Source organism: Verrucomicrobiota bacterium, from assembly GCA_039192515.1.
Taxonomy (GTDB): Bacteria; Verrucomicrobiota; Verrucomicrobiia; order Methylacidiphilales; family JBCCWR01; genus JBCCWR01.
Window position 1 is genome coordinate 26,554 of sequence record JBCCXA010000017.1, and the last position, 26,801, is coordinate 53,354.

General features: G+C 43.0%; 23 protein-coding genes and 1 riboswitch. Of the genes, 9 read left to right on the forward strand and 14 right to left on the reverse strand.

Going from position 1 to position 26,801, the window contains the following annotated elements; genetic code table 11:
- Window positions 1-1,158 (reverse strand): AI-2E family transporter, encoded by a 1,158-nt coding sequence (locus AAGA18_09065; GenBank protein ID MEM9445488.1) that lies wholly within the window; start codon window positions 1,156-1,158, stop codon window positions 1-3.
- Window positions 1,159-1,275: 117 nt separating this feature from the next.
- Here AAGA18_09065 and AAGA18_09070 point away from each other — a divergent pair, with 117 nt between their 5' ends.
- The gene (locus tag AAGA18_09070) at window positions 1,276-1,776 is read left to right on the forward strand and encodes a hypothetical protein (protein ID MEM9445489.1); all 501 of its coding nucleotides are present in this window, start codon (window positions 1,276-1,278) and stop codon (window positions 1,774-1,776) included.
- 14 nt (window positions 1,777-1,790) lie between these two features.
- On the opposite strand, the gene AAGA18_09075 is transcribed toward AAGA18_09070, so the two are convergent.
- Complete coding sequence (locus tag AAGA18_09075; GenBank protein MEM9445490.1) at window positions 1,791-3,563, reverse strand: hypothetical protein; 1,773 nt, start codon at window positions 3,561-3,563, stop codon at window positions 1,791-1,793.
- Window positions 3,564-3,956: 393 nt separating this feature from the next.
- Between AAGA18_09075 and AAGA18_09080 the strand changes: the two genes are divergently transcribed.
- The gene (locus AAGA18_09080; GenBank protein MEM9445491.1) at window positions 3,957-4,880 is read left to right on the forward strand and encodes an FHA domain-containing protein; all 924 of its coding nucleotides are present in this window, start codon (window positions 3,957-3,959) and stop codon (window positions 4,878-4,880) included.
- 10 nt (window positions 4,881-4,890) lie between these two features.
- Here AAGA18_09080 and AAGA18_09085 read toward each other — a convergent pair whose 3' ends face one another.
- The 8 genes from AAGA18_09085 to AAGA18_09120 form a co-directional block, all read right to left on the reverse strand.
- Complete coding sequence (locus AAGA18_09085; GenBank protein ID MEM9445492.1) at window positions 4,891-5,811, reverse strand: FHA domain-containing protein; 921 nt, start codon at window positions 5,809-5,811, stop codon at window positions 4,891-4,893.
- Between the two features lie 10 nt (window positions 5,812-5,821).
- The gene (locus AAGA18_09090) at window positions 5,822-8,149 is read right to left on the reverse strand and encodes a ComEC/Rec2 family competence protein (GenBank protein ID MEM9445493.1); all 2,328 of its coding nucleotides are present in this window, start codon (window positions 8,147-8,149) and stop codon (window positions 5,822-5,824) included.
- A gap of 1 nt (window position 8,150) precedes the next feature.
- Window positions 8,151-8,948, reverse strand: a complete 798-nt coding sequence (gene thiD / locus AAGA18_09095; protein ID MEM9445494.1) for a bifunctional hydroxymethylpyrimidine kinase/phosphomethylpyrimidine kinase — start codon at window positions 8,946-8,948, stop codon at window positions 8,151-8,153.
- Window positions 8,949-9,007: 59 nt separating this feature from the next.
- Entirely contained in the window at window positions 9,008-9,364 is a 357-nt protein-coding gene (locus AAGA18_09100; protein ID MEM9445495.1) for a hypothetical protein, read from the reverse strand.
- Between the two features lie 69 nt (window positions 9,365-9,433).
- Window positions 9,434-10,330 carry a 2-C-methyl-D-erythritol 4-phosphate cytidylyltransferase gene (gene ispD, locus AAGA18_09105; GenBank protein ID MEM9445496.1) on the reverse strand — a complete coding sequence of 299 codons (897 nt, stop codon included), beginning with the start codon at window positions 10,328-10,330 and terminating at the stop codon, window positions 9,434-9,436.
- Between the two features lie 22 nt (window positions 10,331-10,352).
- Window positions 10,353-11,099, reverse strand: a complete 747-nt coding sequence (locus AAGA18_09110; GenBank protein MEM9445497.1) for an MlaD family protein — start codon at window positions 11,097-11,099, stop codon at window positions 10,353-10,355.
- A 42-nt stretch (window positions 11,100-11,141) separates the two neighbouring features.
- Entirely contained in the window at window positions 11,142-11,894 is a 753-nt protein-coding gene (locus tag AAGA18_09115; protein MEM9445498.1) for an ATP-binding cassette domain-containing protein, read from the reverse strand.
- 5 nt (window positions 11,895-11,899) lie between these two features.
- Complete coding sequence (locus AAGA18_09120) at window positions 11,900-12,763, reverse strand: ABC transporter permease (protein MEM9445499.1); 864 nt, start codon at window positions 12,761-12,763, stop codon at window positions 11,900-11,902.
- Window positions 12,764-12,831: 68 nt separating this feature from the next.
- Here AAGA18_09120 and AAGA18_09125 point away from each other — a divergent pair, with 68 nt between their 5' ends.
- From AAGA18_09125 to AAGA18_09135, 3 genes are all read left to right on the forward strand, one after another.
- Window positions 12,832-13,596, forward strand: coding sequence for a MotA/TolQ/ExbB proton channel family protein (locus AAGA18_09125; protein ID MEM9445500.1), 765 nt, complete (start codon window positions 12,832-12,834; stop codon window positions 13,594-13,596).
- Window positions 13,593-14,012: a biopolymer transporter ExbD gene (locus tag AAGA18_09130; protein MEM9445501.1), complete on the forward strand. Its 420-nt coding sequence runs from the start codon at window positions 13,593-13,595 to the stop codon at window positions 14,010-14,012. Before AAGA18_09125 ends, AAGA18_09130 begins: the two co-directional genes overlap by 4 nt.
- Before the next feature lie 324 nt (window positions 14,013-14,336).
- Complete coding sequence (locus AAGA18_09135; GenBank protein ID MEM9445502.1) at window positions 14,337-18,893, forward strand: transglutaminase family protein; 4,557 nt, start codon at window positions 14,337-14,339, stop codon at window positions 18,891-18,893.
- 8 nt (window positions 18,894-18,901) lie between these two features.
- On the opposite strand, the gene AAGA18_09140 is transcribed toward AAGA18_09135, so the two are convergent.
- From AAGA18_09140 to AAGA18_09155, 4 genes are read right to left on the reverse strand one after another with little or no spacing between them, the layout of a single operon-like run.
- A complete protein-coding gene (locus AAGA18_09140) occupies window positions 18,902-19,777 on the reverse strand; it encodes a transglutaminase family protein (protein MEM9445503.1) in 876 nt (291 codons plus the stop codon).
- 24 nt (window positions 19,778-19,801) lie between these two features.
- Window positions 19,802-20,506: an amidotransferase gene (locus AAGA18_09145; protein MEM9445504.1), complete on the reverse strand. Its 705-nt coding sequence runs from the start codon at window positions 20,504-20,506 to the stop codon at window positions 19,802-19,804.
- Between the two features lie 28 nt (window positions 20,507-20,534).
- The gene (locus AAGA18_09150; protein MEM9445505.1) at window positions 20,535-20,738 is read right to left on the reverse strand and encodes a hypothetical protein; all 204 of its coding nucleotides are present in this window, start codon (window positions 20,736-20,738) and stop codon (window positions 20,535-20,537) included.
- Window positions 20,739-20,791: 53 nt separating this feature from the next.
- Window positions 20,792-22,639, reverse strand: a complete 1,848-nt coding sequence (locus tag AAGA18_09155) for an SLC13 family permease (GenBank protein ID MEM9445506.1) — start codon at window positions 22,637-22,639, stop codon at window positions 20,792-20,794.
- Between the two features lie 228 nt (window positions 22,640-22,867).
- Here AAGA18_09155 and proB point away from each other — a divergent pair, with 228 nt between their 5' ends.
- From proB to AAGA18_09175, 4 genes are all read left to right on the forward strand, one after another.
- Window positions 22,868-23,683, forward strand: coding sequence for a glutamate 5-kinase (gene proB, locus AAGA18_09160; protein MEM9445507.1), 816 nt, complete (start codon window positions 22,868-22,870; stop codon window positions 23,681-23,683).
- The gene (locus AAGA18_09165; protein MEM9445508.1) at window positions 23,673-24,953 is read left to right on the forward strand and encodes a glutamate-5-semialdehyde dehydrogenase; all 1,281 of its coding nucleotides are present in this window, start codon (window positions 23,673-23,675) and stop codon (window positions 24,951-24,953) included. Before proB ends, AAGA18_09165 begins: the two co-directional genes overlap by 11 nt.
- A 106-nt stretch (window positions 24,954-25,059) precedes the next feature.
- Window positions 25,060-25,171, forward strand: a riboswitch (SAM riboswitch).
- 77 nt (window positions 25,172-25,248) lie between these two features.
- The gene (thrC, locus tag AAGA18_09170) at window positions 25,249-26,508 is read left to right on the forward strand and encodes a threonine synthase (protein MEM9445509.1); all 1,260 of its coding nucleotides are present in this window, start codon (window positions 25,249-25,251) and stop codon (window positions 26,506-26,508) included.
- A 14-nt stretch (window positions 26,509-26,522) separates the two neighbouring features.
- Window positions 26,523-26,798: a ubiquitin-like small modifier protein 1 gene (locus AAGA18_09175; GenBank protein MEM9445510.1), complete on the forward strand. Its 276-nt coding sequence runs from the start codon at window positions 26,523-26,525 to the stop codon at window positions 26,796-26,798.
- The last annotated feature ends 3 nt before the right edge of the window (window positions 26,799-26,801 follow it).

The window sequence follows — 26,801 nt, forward strand, 5'->3', positions numbered from 1 at the left end:
CTAGAGTAGTTCTCGGATATACTTCTGCTTTGCCAATCTCCAAAATACAACAAAGAAGGCCGTAAGTGGGATTGCCAACAACATGCCTGCTAGCCCATTTAAAGCGGTTCCCCAAAAGAATATAGCTACAATGATTGCTAAAGGGTGTAGTCCTGTCTTCTCTCCCATAATTCTGGGTGTGATAAGTAGCCCATCCAAAACTTGGACAATCACAAATACTCCTATGACTAACCCCAAGGTGAGTACTCCGCCGTCCTGTTGAAAAAACGCCGTAGGCAAGGCAATGGCAAGTCCAACCATATTTCCTAAATAAGGAATTAAGTTTAGCAGTCCCAAAGCAAACCCAATGACAAAACCGTATTGCAAACCTACGATGCTAAAACCTATGGCAAACAGAATTCCTTGAGCCAGTGCAACTAAGAACTGACCTCTAAAAAATGCAACCATGATATCAACAAACTCTTTACAAAGATAAATCACGTCATCCCTAGTCTCCTTTTTCAGGAAAGGTAGCCCGTGCTCCATTTTTCTAATTTCAAACTTAGGGGTCATTAGAAAAAAAGCTAAGTAGACTGGCATAATTAACCATCCCAAAAAACCTGTTGCCCAGTGAGAGACTCCAACACCAGCTTGTATCATTTTACTAACAACGGCTTGGAATCCATTAAAGAAAGCTTCTCCATTTTGCTGAAGCGCTTCAGTCAATTTTTGGTCAAGCTGATACTCCTTCCAAATGTTTTGCACACTTGGAAGGTGATTATAAACCACAGCAAGAATCTGTTCGTACCACAGAGGAATCTTAGGAATCAACTCTGTCATTTGACCCACTAAAACAAATCCAAAAATGAACAGAAATAGTGTTAATGGTAACAGACAAGAGACAAAGACAGCAGTTAAAGCCAAAAATTTAGGGATACGTAATTTAGCGCAGAGCCAATCATAAAATGGCTTCAACAGCAAAGCTAGAGCTGCTGCGACTGCTAAGGGCAAAATAACATTCGAGAAAAAGGCTACAAACTTAGCAACTAACCAAAAAACCACTACTAAAAAACACAAAATGGCAGCAGTTGCCAGAGTTGTTAAGCCAGCGGCTATTGTTTTTGCCTGAAGCTCAGTAAAGCTTAACTTTGCTCCTTTACTCGAAAACTCCTCTTTCATCACGCACAAAGATATAAAAACTTTTTTAATGATTACAAAACAAGTTTTTTTCGACAAGCATTAGAATTAGCTTCTCGTATCTCAATTTAGACCCTTATTATTATATATCTAATCTCTGTGTCTAGTTATTCAAAAAGAGACTATAAGCATTTAAATGCTGCCTGCGGCTATGCACAACTGGGTCTATATCAGGATGCTAAAGTTGAGTTGGATCAATTGAGTGATGATTGCACTGATGAAGAAGATATCATGTCACTTAGTTTATGGGTGCACCAAGAACTAAACGAATGGGAAACATCCCTCAAACTGGCTGAAGCTTTATCTCAAAGAAATCCAGATGAACCCAATTGGTTTATTGCTTGGGCGTATTCGGCCAGACGATTCCTTTCAATATATAAAGCTGAAGAAATATTAGAGCGTGCCATGGAGCAGCATCCCAAGCATGCCATGATTCAATTTAATTTAGGTTGCTATGCCTCTATTCTTGGTAATCAAAAAAAGGCATCTAAGCTCATTAAAGACGCTATCAAGCTTGATGCCTCTTATGAAAAACTAGCGAGGGAAGACCCTGATCTTGAGGGCCTGCGTAAAAGTGATGAGTTTCTCAATGGCTCATAGTTGATATGAGCTAATTATCGTACTCCGTTCTCTACGGAGAGCTTTGCTTTTTGTTCTATCTCTATACTTTGCAAACGATTCTTGCAATCTAACAATCTGTATTCGACTACTTCAGGATAAAAGTCAGATTCATTTTTCTTAAGCCTCTCTAACCCGATAATGGCAAGTTTGTAATTTTCAATGGCTTTTTCGAGATTACCTTGAAGATGAGCAATTTCTGCATCTTGTACCATAGAAAAATAGCGTTTATATTCTAGTCTCCTAGGATCAGGCTCATAAAATATTGAACTGGAGGGATTTTCTTGAGCAGACCTTTTCAGGGCCTCTGCTTTTGCAACTTTTTCAAGATCTGCTTCGGGTTTGTCTTCAGATGAAAAAGGTACAAAATCTAGCTTTTCTTCCTCAGCCGAGGCAGTATTTGGTGGTGTAGGCTGCTTGGCAACTTCCGCGAAGGCATTTTCATTTGCAGATAATGGTTCAGCATTCTCGCTAGCAGGTCTTTTGATAGTCGTTTCTTTCATAATAATCCTAGGCGCTTCCGGGATGTTTAATTCCTCGTCACTTATTTCTATCATTTGCTCATCTAGGATAGGTTCAGCAGTTTCCATAATGGGTTTAATAATCTCTCCACCCCTTACCTCTTCCTTTGCAGCGTCCATCTCCTGCTCTCTGCGTCGCACTTCCTGACTAAGACGTATTTTCTCTTCCGCTTGGCCTATTTCTTCTTCGGCGATGCGAATTTCCTCTCCGGTTGGATTAACTTCTTGGTTGGGCTCAATTGAAATTTCTGTAGCAGTTGGCTCATCGAGAATACCACTATTGGGGATTGGCTGATCCATGTCAAAAGCAGCTTGACTAGAGGCATTGGGAAATGCGGCAACAGGAATGCTTGCACCATCAAGGTTACTAGTTTGTGCTCGCTTCTTGCTTTCATTCTGAACAACTTGCCTAGCAAGCATGATTTGCTCTTTTTCGGCTTTTGCTCGCCTACGAGCTTCGTTACGCGCAATCATCTCAGCGTCAACCTTGTCGCGTATGGCATCATTTTCGCTGTTTTGCTCAACATCTAAATCGTTAATTGTAGGAATGCGAGGGGGGACAGATACTTCTGTTTCCTCGGCAACCGTTATTTCTTCAATAGGAGCTGCTTGCTCTAAAGAGGCTAAGGATTCTGCATCTGCCTGAACCTGCTCTTGCTCTAAGACTGTGGTAGCAAGCACCTCTTGCTCATCTTCATAGCTAACCGGAGCGTCAAGTCCTCCCAAAATTTCAGACTCGCCTTTTAATATCTTTTCCTCTCTAGCCTTGCGTTCAGCTAACTGCTGTTCTATAGCCAAGAGCTCATTTCTTTGCTCTTGGGTCATAGCAGAAAATGACAAATGATGGGCTACTGGGTAAAACCAATTTCCTCTCTTCACCATAAAAGCGGGCGTAGACTTTCCTTGTTTTGGAACGGGAGGTGGATTTAAACCGGTTGAAGCCATAGTGGGCTTCACATATCGGATTCTGATTACAGAACCTGGAGCTGTCCCAGATTTTGAGCGATCTACTTCAACAACTCTTGCTTCTAGTTCTACTTCCTGATTAGCGGCAGGCCCCCATAGAAAGCCTTTATTTTTTTTACGCACACTCAGTACCTCGATAATCATCTTTTCGGGAGCTTTGAGCTGCTCATCTCTTGCTAGTTCTTCGCTATAGTCTTGGCCATAGAGAGTGGAGTAAAAGAAGCTTAGCACTATTAAATATATGCCTATCAGGCGTTTAGATATATTCAAATTTCTCTGCACAATCTTGTTTATAATGATGCGCAACCCCAGTATGGGTTGCGAGTTAAATCTCTTGATATAAAAAAATGACAAAACTTCAACCATATTAACCAAATTTGGGATAAGGAAATATCCAACAGCGCTTATTAATTTCTATATAGAGCTAAAAATAGATGTGAATAGCGCAATCGAAGTAAGAAATGGCGATATATGTTTATAAATTGCGTATTATGTAGACCATTCTTGTGCGGGTTAAGCATACTTTATTCCCCTGTTTCTTATACCCAGCTCGGGTTGTGAAGATAATATTTGTTAATATATTTAAACAACCATTGATGTTTCTCTCAAAATCGTTATGATATCTAGAATAAATTGTAGTTGGAGAGCGGTTAAAATTTAATTCCCACATGCCCTATGACAAGCGATGTATCAGACGAGTTGCAAAAACTCGGCCAGCGCCGTAAGACTGGCTGTTTACAAATAATTGCGAAGCACTCTCAAGATGGCACTGTCATTAATGTATTCCTTAAGAGCGGTCTTATTGTTTATTGCGAGAGTCGAGCGATGTTCAAGACATCGGTAGGGCTGCAGAACTTAGCTTTTTGCCTAAAGTGGCCAAATCCCGAGTTAAAATGGATTAATGAACGACCAACCCCTAAGATAGCCTATCAACATGAAACACAAAGTATACTGTTTCGCATCGCTAGTATCCTTGCTAACCCAAGAGGACAAGAACAAAAGATTGGCCAACTGCTCAATTCCGACCAACGCAATGAAGACGCATACTATGATAATCCTAGAGCCTATGGATTTAGTTTACACGTTTTAGACACGGAATTTTCGGGTATGCAATTTTTTGTGCTGGATGATAAAAGTATCATAGGACGAAAAAACTCCTCTGATTTTGTTATTCCACATCCGACTCTATCCAGTGAGCATTGTGAACTTCATAAAGAGCCATCTGGTTATATGGTCATTCAGGATCTCGGCTCGACAAATGGCACAATGGTCAATGATGTTCTTGTTCAAAGTAGTAAGCTGTTTGATGGAGACCGTATTACAACGGGAGATATTTCTATGATGTTTTGTGTGCGTACCAAATTTGATATTATGCACCAAATAGATGAGCAGCAAAATAATTTTGCAAAAGCTCAAGTGAATACCGGCGGTATTCGTTCAGTTAATCAAAGTGTTAAGGATGTTGCCAAAAAATCAGTGGTTGATGAGACAACTCAACACAGCCCTATTATCACCATTAAGCAGCCCCAGCCTTCTACTTCAAAAGTTTTTTTAGATGAAATCACCAAGCGTGTTAAATTCTGGAAAAAAAAGAGATAACCTAATTCAATTAGGTCAAATGGTATAAGACAGTTGATTGTTTTCGGGGTCCAGTCAGAGCCATAGAATAAGGGTGGGCTGTGCCATGACTTCCTAAAGCACCTTGAAACTTTTCAGTGCATAACATTGGACATCCAGCTTGCATCGCTCTTTCAGATACCTCTTTTACTATCTCACAAGTCTCGCCTGACATAGTTTGATGGTTGATTTCTTTAGAGCCGATTGTTTTGAGCGTAACCTCTCCGTAGTGCATGGCTGCGCTCGCCCTTACAAAGGGCCTTGAGGCATCTACCATGTCCATGGTGTCCTTTGCTAAGGTATCCGTATCTTTCAAGCAACTCTTCACACATTCGAATACAACTTGAGAAAAGGCTCCTGGAGTTTCACTTTCCATTTTCCAATAGGAAGTATGCGAACCTTTTGCTAGCTGGTCAAACACTCCCCCATAGTGCTCAACTTGTGCTTCTTGCCTTTGCAGCCACTGCCCTAACATCCAACTTAAGGCCAACTCTTTGTCTTTAAAAAAGTCTTCGTACCCGGGCAGAAGCCTAATGCATATAGCCACAACATGCTGGTTCGATGATTTGACTTCTATTTTTTTTGTAAAACTTGGCTGGTTAGCTTTATCTAGATCAAGCTCATTACCGTTAAAACTAAAATCTTGATCTCCAATCGTGATTGTATCCCCATCTTTTAGGGGAGTAGGGGTGGTGACTATAGATCCGTTTAGAAAAGTCCCATTTTTGCTTCCCCAATCTACTAACTCATACATACCACGATTATTAAGCCTTAGCATCGCATGAATACGTGAAGCACGGCTCGTGGACACGCGCACACTTGCAAGCTCGCTTCTTCCTAGTGTGATCACTGGAAGATCAAAGCCCCATTTTTCTTCCCCGCTTATGAGTTTTCCTATAATAGGTTCTACCATAAATTCAGGCTTAATCTATGTTGTATTTTTCTAAATGAACATCCTCTGCATTAACAATGATTTGAATGCCTCCTGTCTCAGAAAGCCGCCAAACGGTAATCTTTTTATTCTCGCAAGTCTGCCAAAAATCCAAACTCAAAGAACGATCTGAAGAAAATCCTAATGAATGTCTGACTAAGTGTTTTGGTTGAATAGCTTCAAGCCACTCGTAAGATAAATTAGTCAAGCGTGTGTGTTCCCCTTGGATCAAAACATCCGCTCTCAAGTTTTCTTTCCTTTCTAAAATATGGTTCTCCACCTCCACAGAAATATTAGATGCCATGATAATTACCTTATCGATAAATACCAGACGCAATACACAACCTTGGTCATCTGGACTTCTTTTTACAGAGCTATTGTCGGGCCATAACCATTGAACATGGCTCGTTTCTTTAAGGCTTATCATATCGCCATATCGAGCAAATCTTTTAGGATATTCCATCATTTCAGCAGTATTGACCCATTTTTTATAACTAGAGGAAGTATTTGAGCAACCTCCATCAATGAGTGTTCTAAACCCTTGAGGACTAACAAACACCTCTAAAGCATCACAATAGCGTTTCCCGGGCTGTACTAATATTAAATTTTCCCACTGATTTACTCCTAGTTTTTGGCTCAAAGGCTTGATTATCCAGTTCCAAGTCACCTGATCACCTGGCCCCAATAAATGATATTCATTGTCTATTTCTAGAATGATTGGAGCAGATTTTCTGCCATCACAAACCCATAGCCTAGCTTCGCAAGATGGAGGCTTTACTTCAAAGCCCATTCTCAAATAAGTGTGACTACCGGGTATGTCAGCTAATAAATTTGTGATTATGACAATCATTTTAAGCAAAAACCATGTCACTTGATTTAGTATCAGGCTAAACCCAGTCCATAGAAAGCTGGCCACTACTGACAAAGCACTGATCAAAACGACAAGACTCGCCAACGGCACAATGACCATGTTAGCTATTAGCCCTACCACTGAAAGCATATGAAAATGATACAAAACAAAAGGAATCGAGGCCAAAATTGCACATAGTGATGTTATAAATAAACTACAGAAAAACAGGGAAAGCCTTGTCAAAACTATTTGAAAAGGATGGACCAATCTTCTTGGCAACCAAGGATCTAACTCCCATAGAAAACTTAACTTCGCCATGGTTGGTGAACAAAAAAGAATAAGTGCTAATGTTACAAAAAAAGATAGTTGGAAACCTAAGTCGAAGAGTTGTTCAGGAGCAAAAGCCCAAATGAGCAAGGCAACGGTTGCCAGAATGTTTAGCAGATTGATGGGTCGGTAAATTCGCCATCCAATTAACACGGACCCCCACATCATGAATGCCCGCAAGGCACTGGATTCCATGCCAGTTGCTAAACAGAATATAAAAACTAATGGCAAGACAGTCCAAGCCCATCGCCAAGTAACAACTTGGCTAATATGTAAAACCAGAAGTAACATTCCAGCAATAACGGCTACGTTTTGCCCACTGACGGCAAATAGGTGAAGCGTACCTGTTATTCTGAAATTATCCTCAGTTTCTTCTGCTATGCCATCGGTGTATCCGAATAGCATACCTGCCATGAGTGCCGCAATTTCCGGGTCCTTTTCAACTCCAATTTGGAGGGTTTCTAGCATGTGCTCACGTAATCTGTAGCCGATCTCTAGCCAAGGTAGGCCTCTACCTTGAGCTAGCTTCTTTGAATTCTCCCTTTTAACCTCCAATATATGGGATATGCCTCTCGACTGAAGGTATTTCGCATAATCAAAAACGCCCCAATTGCTAACGGATTTTGGTTCACCCAAAAAACCAGTAACTTGCCAAATATCGCCATATTTCAGCCAAGACTCTTGTGTTTTTAGGTTGTAGGAACGAAGCAAAACCTTGCCTTCTGCTTTTTGCCATCCCTCTGTTGATTTGATTTCAACAACATCAGCTAGACATTCTAATCTCCCTTTACCTGTGGCAACGCCTTTAATCCTTGGGTCATTTGTCACCTGAACTTTCAGCACCATGGTCTCACCTTGTGGGTAGTTCATCACAAGAGAAAAATGATTTTTATTAACTATATGAAAGCTAACAACACCATAAAAATAAAAGGCGAGGACAGACAGAGCTATTATAGAGTAGGCCTTGCAGGAGCTCTTTTTTAGAAAGCAAAGAACGAGAGCCAGTAAGAAAAAAAAGAGGAAAGGTAGCAATGGAGCTGCAGGCCAATATTTCGCAGCTATGAGTCCTAGTACTGCACCTATAGCCACAGAAACCAGTGGAGCTTTCTTATTCTTTTGAATGCCTGAGTGTTCCTCGGCCACTTTATGGCTCTACTACATAATGATTAAGAGCCTTGAAATGGCCGAGTTTCAAATGGCTTTTAATTGCTCTAGTCATAAAAGATTTTGCGAGTCCTACAGATTCGGTCAGGCTATTCCCCTGTGCTAAATAGGCGGCTATAGCAGCTGAGTATGTGCATCCAGTTCCATTTGTCTTAACACCCCTAATCCGGTCAGTTCTATAGCTTTGGTGGGTTTTACTTGCGGCTAAAAAGTCTACAGCATCTTTAGCTAAATGCCCGCCCTTTACCAAAACACCAGCACCCCAACGCTTGCATAATAACTCAGCAGCTTGCTCCGCATCTAATTCATTAACAATTTTTTTAGCTAATAATAATTGAGCCTCATGGATATTTGGAGTAATAAGAGTAGCTATAGGAAATAACTCTTCTAAAAGTGTTTGAATTGAATTTTTCCTAAGCAACTTTGTTCCAGTTGTTGAAACCATAACGGGATCTACAACTATTTTAGGTCGCTTCAGAGAATCGATCTGCTTTAAAAATGAACAGACTTCTTTAATAATAGAGTTGGAGTAAAGCATGCCCGTTTTGACCACGCTAACTGGAAAGGCATCAAAGATCAGCTCCATCTGCTCTCGGACTTTTTTTGCTGGAAGCGAAGTAATGCTTCTTACCTCTGTAGGATTTTCCGCTACGATGCAAGTAACCGCAGTTGTACCATAACAATTTAAGTGACTAAAAGTCTTTAAGTCTGCCTGGATACCTGCTCCTCCACTGCAATCAGAACCAGCTACACTCATGACAACAGGCGTGCTACTCATGAGAAGCAGTTGAAGCTAAATTTACCGGGAGGTCAATAACTGAAATACGGAAAAGAAGATTAATGATTACCTGAGGGAGGGCGTAAATCAGGTCTCTCACCAGGTGTGGGGCGCCCGATCAACTTAGATCGCTGACTTTCTTCCTCCAATTCATCATCTTCTTCAAGTGCAGCTAAAAGCTGCTTTTTGAGAAGTGCCATCCAGCTAAATGATCCAATACATATAACCACCCCAATAGGTAGTAATGATAAGACAAGGTAAAAGGCCCAACCTAACATCTGAGCTTCACGGAAAGGGTCTTTAGGGTCAATCAGTATACTAAGCACGCTAACCCCTACGGGCACAATAACGAGTAGCAATCCAACCCCCATCCACATATTGGCTAGAGACTGCTTTCGAATAATATTATCTTTCATACGCATACTCTAACATCTTTAATGCAGTATAGGTCAGGCAATGTCAACGGGTAATGACTGTGTTTCGACTTAAATCTTATCCTCATTTTTAGGAAATATAATTCTTACTAATTCCTGGAATTGATTTAATAAAAGTTGTGACTGCTCGGAAGACTTTTGCATCTTGCTGACGTAATTGCGAAACTTCTCTGAGTCGCCTCCATATTTTTCAACTAAGGGTAAGTAGCCCATGATTGGGCTTAAACTATTACATAAATCATGTCCTATCTGGCGCAATTTCAATCCTTTTGAACGATTCAATAATAACTCAATGACTTCCCAATCACGTGGATGTGTGATTTTCATATTGATGATTCCACCATCTACTAGAGCAACAGGTTTACCTATGGCTTCCATCGCGGAGGCATCGTCTGTAATAGCTGTCGCCTCTTGGTGAACGCACTCATACGCTTCTAAGATGAGTTCGGTTCGAAAAATTTGGGGTGTTTGCACGGTCCAAATATTTGCTCGGTCTACAGTCTTAAGGATCATGCTTTCTTGAGAGCTGAGCTTCATCGTATCCGTTGCACTCTGCCCACAAATGGCTCCACCTACCTCTTTAGCTTTGGCTAAGAGTAGTTTCATTAGCTCTTCAGTTAATAGGGGTCTAGCGGCGTCGTGAACGGCAACGTAGTCAGTCTTGCCCTTTAAATGCCTTAAGCCTGCCCAAACGGAATCTTGCCTCTCTTTACCTCCCTCAATGATTTCAATAGGCTTGTCAATCTCTAGTCTTTCAGACATCTGATTGAGACTCTCTATAAGATCAGGCCTAGTCACAAGGATGATGGAACCAACAGCATCCATCTCCTTAAAAACTTCTAGGGAGTACTGGACTACGGGCTTACCTGCTATGGGTGTTAAAATTTTATCATAGCCTAAGCGGCGACTTCTGCCTGCTGCTAAAAGAATCGCTGCACAATCACTCATAAAATGTCTATACAAAATGCAGCTATTTTTTCTTCTGATCTTCCTCGGAGCGGTCTTTGTAAAATAGAACTCCACCGCGGCGCAAGTTTTCACCAAGGGCCTTAAATTCCTTAACCATGATCCTCACGTCATCCGCTACCTTTTTATCTTTTAAGACTGTATGTAAAACGCCGTTGCCTTCTTCGGCCTCTTCCATAATGCCGTTCAACTTCTCCATCGACCCCCTCGCATTGGCTACTAAGCCATGAATATCCTCGGACAACTGTTCAGTTAGAAGATCATTGTTAATTCGATCCATCGTTGCATCAATCTTGAGCATGACCGGGTCAATCTTTTTCGCCAACTCACTAGCCAACTCATTGATCTCCAAGTTTCTTTCACCCTCGACGGTATCTCCCGGTTGAACAAACTCACTACTACTGCCAGGAATCACATCTACATAACGGTCTCCCAATAACCCATAAGAACCGACTTTGAAAGTAGAGTTCTTTGGAAGCATCACATCCTTCTTGATTTGAAGAACCAATTGAGCAGATTTTCCTCCATCCACTATCTCGGGTTTTTCTGGGACGTCTCCTATCTTGGCACCGCGTAGCAGCACTTTGGAGTTTTTTAAAATGCCGCTAGCGTTATCGAATTTCGCATAGATCGTGTAGGTCGGTTCTACAAAACCTTTGAAACCACTAAAGACCACAACTAATACGCCTATTGAGATAAGACCCAGAAGCACAAAAGCGCCCACCTTCACTTCAACTAAACTATCTTTCACGTCACCTTCCTTTCATCACTGCTATTTTAAAAATCTCATCGCTTAATACACGGTCACATCTTCCTTATCTGACATTCCATTGACAAACTTATGAACAAGAGGATCTTTGCTCTTCTGAAACTCCTCTGGTGTTCCCTCACAGTAAATACGCCCTAAATGCAAATAGGCTATTTTGTGAGCGATCATGTAAGCGCTTACCATATCATGAGTGACCACGATGGACGCCATATTAAAATGCTCAGCCATTCTTAAAATTAATTTATTGATACTATCTGCTACCACAGGGTCCAGACCTGTAGTGGGTTCATCATAGAGCATCAACCTGGGCCGGGAAATAACTGCTCTGGCCAATGCGACTCGCTTTTTCATTCCTCCACTTAGTTCAGCAGGCATTTTCTTTTGCTGCCCCGGCAAATCCACTAACTCTAAAGCCTCCGCAATCTTCTTGTTCATTTCCTTTTTGGTGTCTTGACGCTCCTCCTTTAAAGGGAAGGCCAAATTGTCTTCCACTGATAAGGAATCGAATAGAGCTCCTGCCTGAAAGAGCATGCCGATATTTCGCCTGTAAGGATTTAAGTCCTCTTCACTCAACTCTGAAAAATTAGTCCCATCGAAATAAACGGCACCTTCATCGGGCTGCATTAGCCCTATGATATGGCGAAGCATCACACTCTTTCCTCCGCCGCTGCGCCCGATGATCACGAGCCGTTCTCCTTCATCCACCGTAAGTGAGACACCGTCCAGCACCTGTTGCTGTCCTAGACGTTTTTTAATATTTTTTACCCTGAGTAACATATCTCTTAACTGTCTAAGAAGAGGTTATTCAGCAAGAATGTGAAAAAGAAATTCGAAACCAATATCGCTAGAGATGCATTCACAACTGCTTCTGTCGTTGTTTTTCCCACGCCGGCCGTCCCCATTTCTGGATTCAGCCCCTTGTGACAACTAATAATTGAAATAATCACTCCAAATAATGTCCCTTTGGTCAGGCCGATCATGACATCACTAGCACCTGTGAACTTTATTGTATTCTCCAAGTAATAAGCTCCATCTACTCCCAAAATAGGTACCGCTACGAGATAACCGCAGCCTATCCCAGTAATCAAAGCCAATCCCGTTAAAATAGGAGCAGAAATGGTTAAAGCCAGAAATCTGGGAACAACTAAATACTCTATGGGGTAGACTCCCATAGAACGCAGAGCATCTACTTGCTCGGTAATTTTCATGGACGAGATTTCAGCGGCCATGGCGGCGCCCACACGACCAGCAATTAATAAACATGAGAGCACGGCTCCCAACTCCCGGCACATGGCCACAGAGACCACAGGCCCTACTGCTGACTCCATGCCTAGTCTGACAAATTGGAAATGCACCTGTGCGGCAAACACTGCCCCTGTGAAAGCTCCCGTAGTTAAAACGACAAATTGTGATCGAACTCCAACAAATAGCAGTTGTTCCATAAACAATTTCCACCGCAATTTATAACGCCACATGGACCGGAGTATATCCACCATCAGCAGACTCACCTGACCGGTTGCTGTAGAAGTTTGGATCACCCACTTGCCAGTGGCTCGAAGCGTATTAAGACATGAGGCGATAACCATTATCTCATATAGATCAGGAATTCTGATCTGACAAGATGTTCCCTGAGAATTGACTGGCATAGGCGGGCATAAGATCTTGGCAATTTTATCTTTTGACCTTCGTGGCCTTCCATCTATAACCGTTATTAATGTTACCTCGATTATTCAAGACTATAGTTAGTCTCACCTCCTTAGCCCTCCTCCTACCTCAGCTCCTCCTAGCCCAGGAAATTACCACAGAACCTGCTGCTGAGGCGGCCGAAGCAGATTCTCAATCTCTCATGGAACTCATCCTATCTGTCGAATGGGTCCTTTATCCATTAGCTATTCTCTCCTTGCTCATTTTAGGGCTTATCATTTTTAATTTTGTCTGGTTGCGAGAACAAAACATTGCGTCTCAGGAGTTTCTCAAAAAGGCCCAGGACGATTTCTCTGATACCAAGATGAGGGATTTGCTCGACCTTTGTGATGAATCGAACGAAGCATGTGCTAAATCTCTAAGCAAAGTTCTGCACTTTGCTAAAGACAACCCGTCTATTGACCTGGCTTCGCTTAATCAGATCGCAGAATCCGAAGGAAACCGACAAACCATGCGTATTAATCTTCCCAATGTTCTTCTCATGGATTTGGGAGTCATGGCACCTATGGTGGGGCTTCTTGGAACGGTTATTGGTATCCTCAGATCCTTTGGTGAGCTGGCATCAGATGATACGCCTATGCGCTCAGTGATGCTCGCCGGTGGCGTCTCTCAAGCGTTGGTGGCTACTGCTCTTGGATTAAGCATTGGTCTTCTGGCTATGTTCTTCTATGCCATATTTAGGACGCGGGTGAGCTACCTTATTGGATACTTTGAGACCACTCTTTCCGACCTCATGGTTCGCACTCGAATTATCCTTAAGGAAAATGCTAAATGAACCTTTCTAAGCACATCAAAGACGAGCCTATGCAACTGCAACTGGCTCCATTCATTGATGTGATTCTCTTTCTGCTTACCTTCTTCTTGCTTACTTGGAATATCTCCCGTTACGAGGCCGAGCTGAGTGTCAGCTTGCCCACCGCAACCGAATCCGAAACCTCGACACGCATGCCCGGAGAGATTTTGATTAATGTCAATAGAGCTGGGGATATCATCATCAACCGCAGAACACTGGCAGCAGAAGAGCTTCAAAGTATTCTCACCCAAGTTACCTCAGATTTTCCTGACCAAGCTGTCATCCTCAGGGCAGATGCTAAAACGGACTATCAAAATGTCATCAACGTCATTGACATCTGTAAGGCATCCAAGATCTGGAATATCGCTTTCACTACCACGAATCCGGAGGAAAAATAAAAGATGGAGCTTTGCCAGCTCCTTTAGAAAATTTCATAGAAATCTTACTTCATCGTGCATGTCAGATTAATGGGGCGTTTCGAGTCAATGATCAATTCTGACAAACTCTCTGTTTCTTGGGATCAAGATTTTGCGCAGCTCTTCAAGTCTCTACTGCATCATCCGGGTTAAGGCTGTGCATGAGGAGAATGAGTCTCTCACTCTTCAATTTCAAGCAACAGGAGAGTGCCAAAGCTAGTAATTTTATATCTCGAACATGACTATGCCAAGGGATGAAGATTGATAGAGGCACACCGTCTATGCTAGGATATTTAATGTTATTGTATGCTTAAGAACAACCGAATTAGTCTCAGATCATATGCATTTTTATATACACTGCTTCTCCTTCTGGGGGGAAGTAAAGGCCACGCTACAGCCGAGTCATCCTTTCGAGATTTACAGCTAACAGATAAGCAAAAGAAGGAGTTGATATCGCAAGTTAATTTTCAAGTAAGTATAGGCTTCTTGGAAGGATATCGAACAGATCTATTAGAGGGTTCAGTTGAAGCAAGATTGGAGGAACTTCATAAAAAGTTGACAGATGCATCTTCAAGGGAAGAGGTCATCAGCATTAGATGGCAGATCATTGAGGTCTTATCCGAAAAAGAGCAAGAGCATCAGCTTCAGTTACATCATGAGGCTCAAAAAATCTTAGAGTCCATTGATGGATTATCTGCTCAAAAGCTTGGTGCGGCGGATCTTCTTTTAGCTAAAGCAAAGGCGCTGGCAGTTTTAGGGCAACATGAGCAAGCCTTAGAATTCTACCATAAAGCGTTCCTCTTTAATCCTCAGAAAATGAAAGTCTACATAGATGTTCTAGGTCTTTTTCTAACTCTTAAGCCTCACGAACTTAAGACAGAATATTGGCAATACGTCTCTAGGCAATGGCTAGATGCTGGCGAGGCCTTTTTCGAGATACAAAAACAAAAGGGTGAAAACGCCCTGAATGCGGATTTCTATTCCAAGGCCTATCGTTTTGAAAACGTTCATGCGAGGTTGTCTGTATACCGTGCCAATGTCATAAAGAATCCCGAGGCTACCAATATATTGCTTAATACAGATTACTATGCGTCTGTAGGAATCGATCACTTGGAACAAGCCTGTAAACTTGCTCCTGATAATACGGCCTTTTACTACAAATTTCTTAGCAAGCAGCTCTTGATTCACTATATCCAGCTATCTAATAGTGACATGATACAGTATGCACTTGATGAGCTTCGTCAGTTGATAGGTTCTACTGAGGACGATGAAAAATCATCACCATGGAAGGTCCTGTCAAAAGAGGAGAGTATGCTTCAGCTTGCGGAGGTAATCGATGAAATATTAGAAGCAACTCCTGAGAAACATAAATATAATCGCGATTATTATTCTTTAATTAAGTTCCGTGACTTTTTTGTTCGTCCAGATGCCGATAAGCTGGTGCGAGTTTCATTAGATTTAGTCGACCAATTTCCTGAGGAAGTTAAATATCTTAACGATTATTTTTTAGCCTTGTTGATGCAATTTAGCTTGGAAAATAAAGAAACGAATTTTGTAGATAAGGCTGATAAACATAAACAATTCATCGCTCTCTCAGGAGATGAACTTTTCAGAGCATACCAAAAAAACTACCAATTAAATCCCACGGCTACCTGTGCCATAATGATTGCTAATTTGTTTTATAAAAGGGACAGGATCAGCGATGGGTTAACTTTGACGCGGGAATTTGTTGATGCACATCCTGAAGATTATCGTCTTCAGGGAGCTTTGGGTTGCTTCCTTATGAAGGCGGGTGAGTATCAAAAAGCAGTGGAACATTTTCAAAGAGCTGCATGTAAAGCGTCTGGGGATAGACAATCCAAAGCTTATGATTGGAAAAATCTTGCGTTGGCAAGACTTCTAGCCGGGCAAGTGAATGATGCCGCCCATGCTTATACGATAGCCAGGGGGCTATATAAGAACGATAGCGGGGAAACAGAGGACTTTTATGAGGGATTAGATAGTATCCTGGGAAATCCATTTAATTCAGAAAACTTGCCCGAATTTCCTTGGAATAATCTTGAAGAAGTACTCAGAGATCATAGTGAAGATCAAGCATTCAGCTCTAAAGTATTTTATACAGAGTTACAGCTAGATCCATCCAGGAAGACTGAAATTCATAAAAGCATGTTCCTATTAAAATCGGTCCATAATGAGATTTTGCGTTACCTCAAAATGCAGGAGGCACAAACGGTTGAAGAAAAAGTTGAATGCCTCAATAGTTTTTTAAATCATGGCTTAGGGCTGGGTTATGTTGCCTCTTTGGAACAAGGCAATGATAGTTTTCCTGGCTATACTTTAGCTCAAGGGAAAGGTAATTGTTTAAGCCTCAGTCTGCTCTACCTCATATTAGCAGAGCATTTGCAATTACCTCTGGAAATGGAAGCCATCCCCCGACATGCTTTTATTTCCCATGATTCCCAACGAAAGCAGAGGGTTATAGAAGCGACAGAGTTTTCTTTTTTAGAAAGAGATCATGACTCTTACAAAAGACTTTTTTCAGAAGAAACTAGCTACAAGCAATTTCTCCAGAATCAAGAAAATAGGCATGTGATTAGTAAGCAACAAGCCTTGGCTTACATGGTATCGAATTTTACTGCTGAGCTGCATTATCGCAATAAATCTGAGCAAGCCCTTAAGAAGCTCGACCTGCTGCATAAAGTTTTTCCCAAGGAGAAGCATTTTCTAAAGGGGAAGGTTTTGGTCAATCTCTGTAAGTGGAAACAGGCTGAGCCTGGAGATGGTAATGGTTCGAGTGCCCTCGATACTTTTTCAATCGATCAAAATGCTTCAAACCTCATTCAGGTGCTTCGCGAAGATGTTGATTCGGATAAAGTGCTGTCCTTATTGGATAAAATCATTCAATTAGATCCTGCAGACAGCTTTGCTTATAGTTGCAAAAGACAAGTCTATACCACCTATAAAAAAGATGATACTGAGGCCGTGGAGAATGCTATCTTAGCTACCAAGCTGGCGTGGAATGCTAGTCTTACAGAATTAATTGAACTTGCAGAATCCCTGGAAAAGCAAGAGAAGATTGATTTGGCTCTAAAATGCTACCAAAGTGCGGTTGAAATCAATCCGGACTCCATTCAGGCACAATCGGCTTGGGCAGCCGCCCTCTCCAAGTATCAAAGAGAGGATCAAGCTAGTAAGGCTCGAGTGGCGTTACAACATGTCATAGAAGCGCTTCCCGTAGATAAAAGATCTCTGATTAGCTTATTGGGTTATATTGAGGATGATTCGGAGATGAAAGAGCACGAGAGATTTTTGCTAGCTCTCTATACCCCGCGCCAAATAGGTGAGTTCTTCAAAGACGGGGAAATTCTGCCCAGAGACTGCGACAGAGCCATGAAATACTATCAAAAAGCGATCATGGAAGGGGATTCAGTAGCAGCTCATGACCTTGGGGAGTGGTATTTCGCCGGGTTTTGTGATAAGAAGCCTAATCGTAACGATTTGCAACAGGCTCATAGTTATTATGAAAAGGGGAGTCAATTAGGAAACAAGTCTAGCACCAGTATGCTGGCAACTTTTTATGATCCCTCTAATGCTAGATGGGCTAAAAAAAGAAATAAAATTGTAGGTGGAGCAGACGCTAATAAGGCTGCCCAGTTATATTTAGAAGCCGCTAATAAGAGGGAAGTGCTTGCTTGTGACCGTCTTGCAAGATTGTATCTCAATGGCTTGCATCCTGGTGGAAAGAATCTCCGAAAAGCCTATGATTGGTTTAAAAAGGCCAGTCAATTGGGAAGCGAGACGAGCACAACTATGCTGGCAAGTTTTTATGATTCCTCAGATGCTGAAGGCACCCAAGAGCGAAACAATGTAGTCGGAGGCGCTGATCCTGAAAAAGCTGCTGAGTTGTATTTACAGGCTGGGTTACAAGGTCATGCCAGGGCTTTTTTCAGATTGGGCAATATCTATTTGGAGGGTAGACATCCGCAGGGAAAAAATCTCGCGCAAGCTTTTGGATACTACATGCGTGGAGGTAAACTAGATGATAAGGAGTGTATCACGATGGTGGCAAGTTATTTTGATCCCTCGGATGTTGATTGGGCAAAAGAGCGAAACCAAGTTGTGGGAGGGGCCGATGCTAAACGTGCTGCATCCCTCTACTTAACTGCTGCAAAGCGAGGGCAAGCATGGGCCTGCTATAGATTGGGAAATCTATTCTTGGAGGGTACACACTATAATGGGAAACACTTAGAGAGTGCTTTAAAACTCTATCGAAGAGGCACCGAACTGAAACACAAGGACTGTATGGCTAAGCTGGCAAGTTTTTATGACCCCTCGGATGCTGACTGGGCCAGAGAGCGAAACAAGGCAGTCGGGGGCGCAGATGCGGAAAAGGCAATAGAATTATATTTGCAAGCTGCTGAGCAAGGAAACACTTGGGCCCAAAACAGATTGGGCAGTATTTATTATAACGGAGCAGGCACAGAAAGGAACGAAAGCGAGGCCTTAACATGGTATCGCAAGGCTGCTGAGCAGGAAGCTTACACCAAGGATTCTTTAAATAATCTCGCCTGGATTTATGCCACTAGCAGCGAGGTGAATTTTTTAAACGGCACGGAAGCTCAAAAGCTTGCTTTGAAAGCGGTGGAGAAGGAAAAAAATCATTCGACGCTGGATACTCTAGCTGCTGCTTATGCACGAAATGGAGAATTCGAAAAAGCAATTGCAACCGTCCGAGAATCTATCGACTTGCTTAATCAAGAGGATACGTTGGATCATGCTGCTAAACAAAATCAGTTGCTTGATGTGCAAGGCAGGCTAGATCTTTACCTTGCAAGCATGCCCTACACGGCGCAAAAAGACTAGGCATTCCTTTAGTTAATCTTTGTCACATCAACTGCCAGCTTGATGGTATGGTTCCCGCCTCCAGTCAGAGCCCCTCGGATCAGAGAGACGTCTAGGTAATCTCTACCCCAGGCCAGGGTAATGTAACGGTCCTTGGCAATACAATCGTTGGTAGGGTCAAAGTCGATCCAACCCAGGTTGGTGCAGTAAACGGAAACCCAGGCGTGGGAGGCATCGGCACCAAGAACTTTCTCTTGCCCCGGCGGAGGGTCGGTTTCTAGATAGCCGCTTACATATCGTGCGGGCAGTCCGTAATTGCGTAAGCATGCAATCATAAGGTGAGAAAAGTCTTGGCAGACTCCGCGTTTGCTTTCGAATACTTCTTCAATAGGAGTAGAAACAGTAGTGGCGGTGGAATCAAAGGTAAATTCGTCGTAGATTTTTTGGGTGAGTAAAAGTGCTAGTTCGTGGATAGGTAGTTTATTCTTGAAAAGTTTTTTGCCCCATTCTCTTAAACATTCTTGGTAGGGCACATAAGCCGAAGGATAGCAGAAATTAAGGGCGTGAAGGTGTTCTTCAGATGGTTGATTTTGCAGAGTAGAAGGAACCAGATTCCATGCTGTAGAGGTGCTTAGAAGTGAGTCTGGTTGCGGGTTAATGTCGATGGTATGACTGAGGTCTATTTTGAGTTCAGAGTGCGCTTCGTTTAAGGTAAAGGCGGTGACTGAGTTGCCAAAGTAGTCAAAGGTGTTTTCCTGAAAACCTGGGGTTGGGCTAATAGTGACTTGCGATGAAGTAACGCTTTGATGGCTGAGCTCACGGGGAATGAGGTGGGTGGCATGATCTGAATAAACTACGGGTTCAGAGTAGCTGTAATGGGTGTGATGATCAACTCGGTAGCGCATAGGAATGGGTAAGCCAGAAGATGCCTATTTTATGAATCCATTTCTAGTAAAAACCTTCAGAACATCTGCCTGGATTTCTTTGATATGGGCAAATCTGTCTGCGTTGCAGAGCATGTCTTCAGGCGTTTGTATAGAGGCAGACTCCTCTAGTTCATTCCCACAATGATCTACTAAAGCTTTTGCGGATTCATAGGTAGTTTCCAAATGGAATTGTAAGGCGAGCACTCTGTCTTGGTAAATAAAGCCTTGGTTAGCACAGGCATGACTCTGGGCGAGGTGGGAAGCACCTCCAGGAATCTCAAAAGTATCTTCATGCCAGTGAAAAACATGGGCCTTATCGGGAAAGCTATTTGTCAAGGGAGTCTTTTCCAGTTCTGCCGCTTTTGTGATTTCAAACCAACCGATTTCTTTATGTGGATTTTTCTTAACTGTAGCTCCAAGGACGTTGGCAATCAGCTGGGCCCCCAGGCAAATGCCAAGCATGGGCTTTCCATCGCTCATGTTTTTTTCAATGAAGCGTTTTTCTTCAACGAGCCACGGATATCTTTTTTCATCATAAATTCCCATGGGCCCACCCATAATGATGAGGAAATCAAACGCACTACTAGCAGGCAGCGCTGCGGAATCAAATAGAGGGCTATGGGTGATTTGGTGGCCATTCGCTCTTAACCACGGTTCCATACTTCCCAGGCCTTCGAAAGGAACATGTTGTAAGTAGTGAACACGCATATTCAAAGGGGCCTGTAGAATCTAAAGGTTATTGGAGGAATTCGTCATCATCGTAAATATCACCGAGTCCATTAAGAGGATTCATAGAATCTAGATATGCGATCAAAGTATCTGAGAGATTTTCAATAGTTTCGGATATTGTTTTTCTATCTTGAATATCCTTCGTTTCAGCTAGTTGATCAATACTCCTTTCAATAGATGCTTTGAGTCCTTCAATAATTTTTTCAGTCATGGTGTTAGCACCCTATAGATCAATGGGTAAAATGCAACCCATCTCAGTCCGGCTCAACTGTTCTGAAAAGGCCAAATAATAGGAATGAGCAAGGTCGCGGTTACCCAAAAAAGAATACTCAGAGGCAGCCCGAACTTTGTAAAATCCGTGAAACGATATCCCCCGGCACCATAAATCATGGTATTGGTTTGATAACCGATAGGAGTCAGGAATGAAGCCGAAGCAGCGATCATAACCGCGATAACAAAAGTGCGGGGGTCCAGTCCCAAAGCTAACGAGCTGTTGATGGCAATAGGTGCCATAATGATGGCGGCTGCGCTATTGGAAATGACTTCCGTAAGTAAGTTGGTAATCAGATAGAAGCAGCCAAGGGCCACATAAGGCAGAAATTGATTGTCAGCGAGTGTTTTGATAATGTCTACAAATGAGCCGGCGACCAGGTTGGCCGCACCTGATTTTTCCATAGCAAGACCTATCCCTAGCATACCATAGATGAGAAAAAGCACTCCCCAATCAATTGATTTGTAAGCGTCATCTGGTTGAAGGCATTTAGTCCATAGGACGACGAGGCATCCAAGAATAGCGGATACGTGTATAGAGATCCCATTATCAATTGCAGCCACGATGACGACTGCTGCCATAGTTGCCCAAACAATCCAGGCCTTATCTTTATTGGCGACTTCGGGTATTTGATCTTCGAGAAGCATGAGGTCTCCCATATTTCTGAGCTGGGCAAAAGTTGTGGTAGGTCCAAGCATTAAGATGGTGTCACCAAATTGCAGACGCTCGTCGAGAAAGTTTTTGGAGAGATTTTTTCCTTGTCGGTGAATAGCTAGTATAAGCATGCCATAGGTTTGCCGGAAACGAATTTCGCGGATGCTTTTACCCATCAGGCTGGAGTGAGGGGCAATGATTCCCTCTATAATAGAACCTTCTATGACAGAAAGTGTTTGAACACCCAGCTCTTCAGAGAGTTCTGAGGAAAGCTCCCGGTCTTTTTTTTCAGGATCTTCGGATGATACGATGTACTTCTCAGATGCAGAAAAAAGGATTCGGTCGTAGGGGCGAATGATTACTTCATTCAAAGGTAGTGTCAAACGAGTGCCATGCCTTCTGATTTCAATAATCCGGAAAAGAGTAGCGTTCTGAGCGAGCTTCGTTTCGGTCAAACGGATGCCAATAAGAGGGGAGTTAGGTTGAATCAGGGCATGACATAAAAAAGTTTTGCGTTCTTCGGGGCTCAGCACCGAGGTAACATTTTGCCGCGAGGGCAGTAATTTAGGTCCGAAAATAATGACATAGGCCATGCCAATGAGTAGTAAAGGCAGGCCTATCTTAGTGATTTCAAAAAAGCCAATCTTCCCGAAGTTGTAAGCCGGCGAAGTAAAAATATCAGATACAATCAAGTTGGTGGAGGTGCCAATAAGTGTGCAGGCTCCTCCCATGATAGCTGCGTAGGAAAGGGGGATGAGGAGCTTTGAAGGAGCAACCTGCTGTGTTCGAGCCAAACTTAAAAGAACCGGGATGAAAATGGCCACAATTGGGGTGTTATTCACAAATGCCGAGGCCAGTGCAACAAATACGGTCACACATAGTAGCAAAAAGATTTGATTCGAGCTCAGATGCTTTGTCAGTAGACGAGTGATGCCATTAATGGCACCGGTCTGTTGAAGAGCTCCGCTCAAGATAAACATGGCAGCAATTGTGATAGGGGCTTTGCTGCTAAAAACCGAAAAAGCGTCTTCGGGATTAAGTAATTTTAGAGTTGGGTTAATGGCACTGAATACAAGCAAGAATCCAAATGCACTCATGGCAATGATCTCCGGAGGAGCCCATTCTTTGAAAAAGGCTACCAGCACGATGGCAAGTAGAATGAGGACGATGATTATTTCAAAAGTCATAGGATTAGAGATGACAAAAAAGCGTTATTTTGCCGCGGCATCCTGTATAGTTTGCTCCAGTCCGCCGGTGATCGCAAAGAACAAAACGGACAGAATAGGCGTCAGCACTAAGCATAAGAGGAATAGAAAAATAAGGATTTTCTGATTTCTGGGTGAAGTTTGGGCTTTCATTTATACATGTCTCACCTTAACAAATAGGCAAGAATCACCAAGGAAGCAAGATCAGGTATGAAGAGAAATGGAAAGCGAATTGTTGTTAAAATTGGAAGCCGTCTTTTGACTTCAAACCAGGGAGGAGTGAATCATGAGATGATCAGCTCCTTAGCTAGGCAAATTTCCAAGCTAAAGAAACGGGGGTATGAGGTGATGTTGGTCTCATCTGGCGCGATTGCCGCCGGCATGGGTGTTTTAGGAAAAACCAAGCGTCCGCAAGGGCTTGCTGATTTACAAGTTTGCGCCAGTATAGGTCAGCCCGTGTTGATGGGGGCTTACCAAGAAGTGTTCGCGCAATTCGGTCTTTGTAGTGCACAGATTTTGGTGACATCCTGGGATCTAGATAGCAGATCTCTCTATAAAAATGCTAGAGCCACCGTGGAAGCACTCCTGGGTCTGGGGAATTGTGTGCCCATATTCAATGAGAATGACGCACTTTCGTTTGAGGAAATTGCCATGCTCAACCGCTTTGGTGATAACGATATGTTGAGTGCGCAAGTTGCTTTGTTAGCCGAGGCTTCGTCTTTGATTATCCTTACGAGTGTCGATGGATTGCGAACCAATTCCAAGGGCGGGCGCCTTATTTATGAAGTTAATAAGATTGATAAACGGATCGAGAGCTACGCTGGGGGCGCCGAAAGTGAGCTTTCTGTTGGGGGAATGGCTTCAAAATTAAATACCGCCAAGTTAATGATGAAGGAAGGAATTCCTATGCATATTGTAGATGGCCGTATCAATGGTATTATTGGAGATGTTTTAAAAGGTCATAAGGTAGGGACACTGTTTGTCACTAAAACCTCCGGAAATAGAAAAAAAGTCAATGCCAAGTAAGCAGGATCAACTCAAAAAGCATCTCAAAGATATTGCGGTTAAAGCCAAAGAGGCTTCACGTAGCTTGGCAGATGCCGGCACGGATCAAAAAAATAAATTGCTCCAGGAAATCGCAAACAAGCTGGAGTCTAAAGAATCGCGGCAAGCAATTGCTGAGGCCAATGCCAAGGACCTAGAGCTAGGAGAAAAAGCAAAACTTTCCCATGCATTGCTTGATAGGCTAGAACTCAATAAGAAGCGCATGACATCTATGGTCCAAGGAGTTCAGCGCTTGATTGAGCTACCCGACCCAGTGGGTGAGGTAATCAAGGGATGGGAACAGAGTCAAGGAGTTCAATTGCAAAAAGTCCGAGTCCCCATTGGAGTGATTGGGATTATATTTGAGTCACGTCCCAATGTTACCGTTGATGCTTCCACCCTATGCTTGAAGACAGGTAATGTGACGATTCTTCGCGGAGGGAAAGAAGCTTTTTATTCAAATCAGGCCCTGGGTAAATTGATTGGCGAGGCGGCCAAAGCATGTGGTTTCCCTCAAGAAGTGGTAACGGTCTTACCGACCACTGATCGAGAAGCAGTTCCTATTTTGTGTGAGATGCATGAGCAAATTGATTTGATGATACCTCGCGGTGGACATGGGCTAATCAAAAAAGTAGTCGAACACTCGCGGATGCCAGTCATCAAGCACTATGATGGTATTTGCCATGTCTATGTTCACCAAGATGCTGTTCTCAAAATGGCCAGAGAGATTGTCTTGAATGCCAAACTTCAGAGACCCGGGGTTTGTAATGCCATGGAGACACTACTAATCGATGCCACCGTAGCTAAAAAGCTCGGCAAGAAGCTGATCGATGCCTTGTTGGAGAAGGGGGTGGAACTTTTTGCTGATCGTCAGACTAATAAGGCATTGGAAACGAAGTTTAAAGCGCCATCTAGTTGGTCTACCGAATACCTGGATCTCAAAGCCGGCCTAAGAGTAGTAGAGGGCTTAGATCAGGCGATAGCGCATATTGAAAAATATGGCTCCCATCATTCGGATACAATCGTGACAGAAAATGAGCAGGCAGCAGAAACCTTCCTGCAAAAAGTCGATTCTGCTGCCGTTTACTGGAATGTCTCAACACGTTTTACGGATGGTGCGGCCTTTGGCTTTGGAGCAGAGATTGGTATTAGTACCGATAAGATCCATGCCCGCGGTCCCATGGCTTTGGAGGAGCTCACTTCTTATAAATATGTAGGTAGAGGGAAGGGACAGATTATTAAATCCGGATGATGGTTACGAGGCTTTGTATCGCCACAAAAACTTAGGCAATCATGTTCTTACGAATGAGGCGATCGAGATGCTTGACAAGCTTAAGCATTCAAGTAACCTAATAAAACTCTTATCAAGAGCAGCAGAGGGACTGGCCCATTGAAGCTGCGGCAACCGGAATCTGCAAAGATTCGTCCAGGTGCTAAACCCAGCCATGAGTAACCATGGAAGGATGAGGGAGATAAAAGCCTTAAAGCTTTTTTAAATCCCTTACACTTCTCCATGTATCTTGATAGGAGCAACAGGAAGAAAGATTATGGCAGAAGAATTTTTTAGTAATTTAAAATGTAGGGAGTGTGGAAGGCTCTATCCTAAAAAAGCGATTCATGTCTGTGAATTCGATTTTGGACCTTTGGAGGCAGCATATGATTATGACAAAATCAAAGATGCAATCTCCCGCAAGAAGATTGAAAGCCGTCCGCAGTCTATGTGGCGGTATCGTGAACTTTTCCCCATTGACGAAGACCCAACGGTAGGTTTGCAAGTTGGCTTTACGCCTCTCGTTAAAGCTGACCGTCTTGCGAAGGCTTTAGGTGTTAAAGAACTCTATGTGAAGAACGATGCAGTCAATTACCCGACGCTAAGTTTTAAAGATCGTGTCGTATCGGTTGCTTTATCTCGGGCAAAGGAACTTGGATTTGAAACCGTAGCTTGCGCGTCTACGGGAAACTTGGCGAACTCAGTGGCGGCCAACGCGGCTTCGGCAGGCTTGCCAAGCTACGTGCTTATTCCTGCAGATTTAGAGCAGGGCAAAGTTCTCAATAGCTTAGTTTATGGAACCCATGTGATTGGAATTCATGGTCCATATGACCAGGTGAACCGTCTATGTTCTGAGATTGCAGGAAAATACGGTTGGGGGTTCGTAAATGTCAATCTGCGTCCTTACTACGCTGAGGGTTCTAAATCAATGGGCTTTGAGATTATTGAGCAAATGGGTTGGCAGATTCCCGCTCATACTGTAGTGCCTATGGCCAGTGGATCTCTTCTCACCAAGATTCATAAGGCCTACCAAGAGGCAGTGAAAGTAGGATTGGTGGAGGAAAGCAAATTTTTCGTTCATGGTGCTCAGGCCACGGGGTGTGGGCCAATCAGTGAAGCACATAAAAATGGCAGTGATTTGATTAAGCCGGTGCAAAAGCCTGACACCATTGCTAAGTCATTGGCCATAGGAACTCCTGCTGATGGTTATTACGCCGTCCGCGTCATGCGGGAAACGGAAGGTTCCGCTGAAGCAGCTACAGATCAGGAGATTATTGACGCCATCAAGCTACTTTCAGAAACCGAGGGAATATTTGCCGAGACGGCAGGAGGCGTAACACTGGCTTGCGCGCAAAAGTTAATTGCCTCGGGCAAGTTGCCCAAGAATGAGCCTATTGTGCTCTGTATTACAGGTAACGGTTTGAAAACGGCAGAGGCGGTTGCTGACCATATTGGCGCTCCACGTTGTATTAACCCAAGTTTGAAAGAGTTTGATGCTATGTTGTCAACAAGTGGTGAACTCGTTAACTCTAATTAAAAGTAAGGATTCATATGGCTATTGAAGTAAGTATTCCAACCCCTTTAAGGACATTAACAGATAATCAAGATACGGTAGAAATTGAGGCGGCCAATATTGACGCTTTAATTGAAAGCCTCGAAAGCAAGCACCCAGGTATGAAGGAACGCTTGCTTGACGAGCAGGGAACGATTCGTCGTTTTGTAAATATTTATGTGAACGGTGAGGACGTTCGCTTCTTGGAAGACCTCAAAACACCTCTCAAAGAATCAGACGAGGTCAGTATTGTTCCCGCTATTGCCGGAGGGTAAACA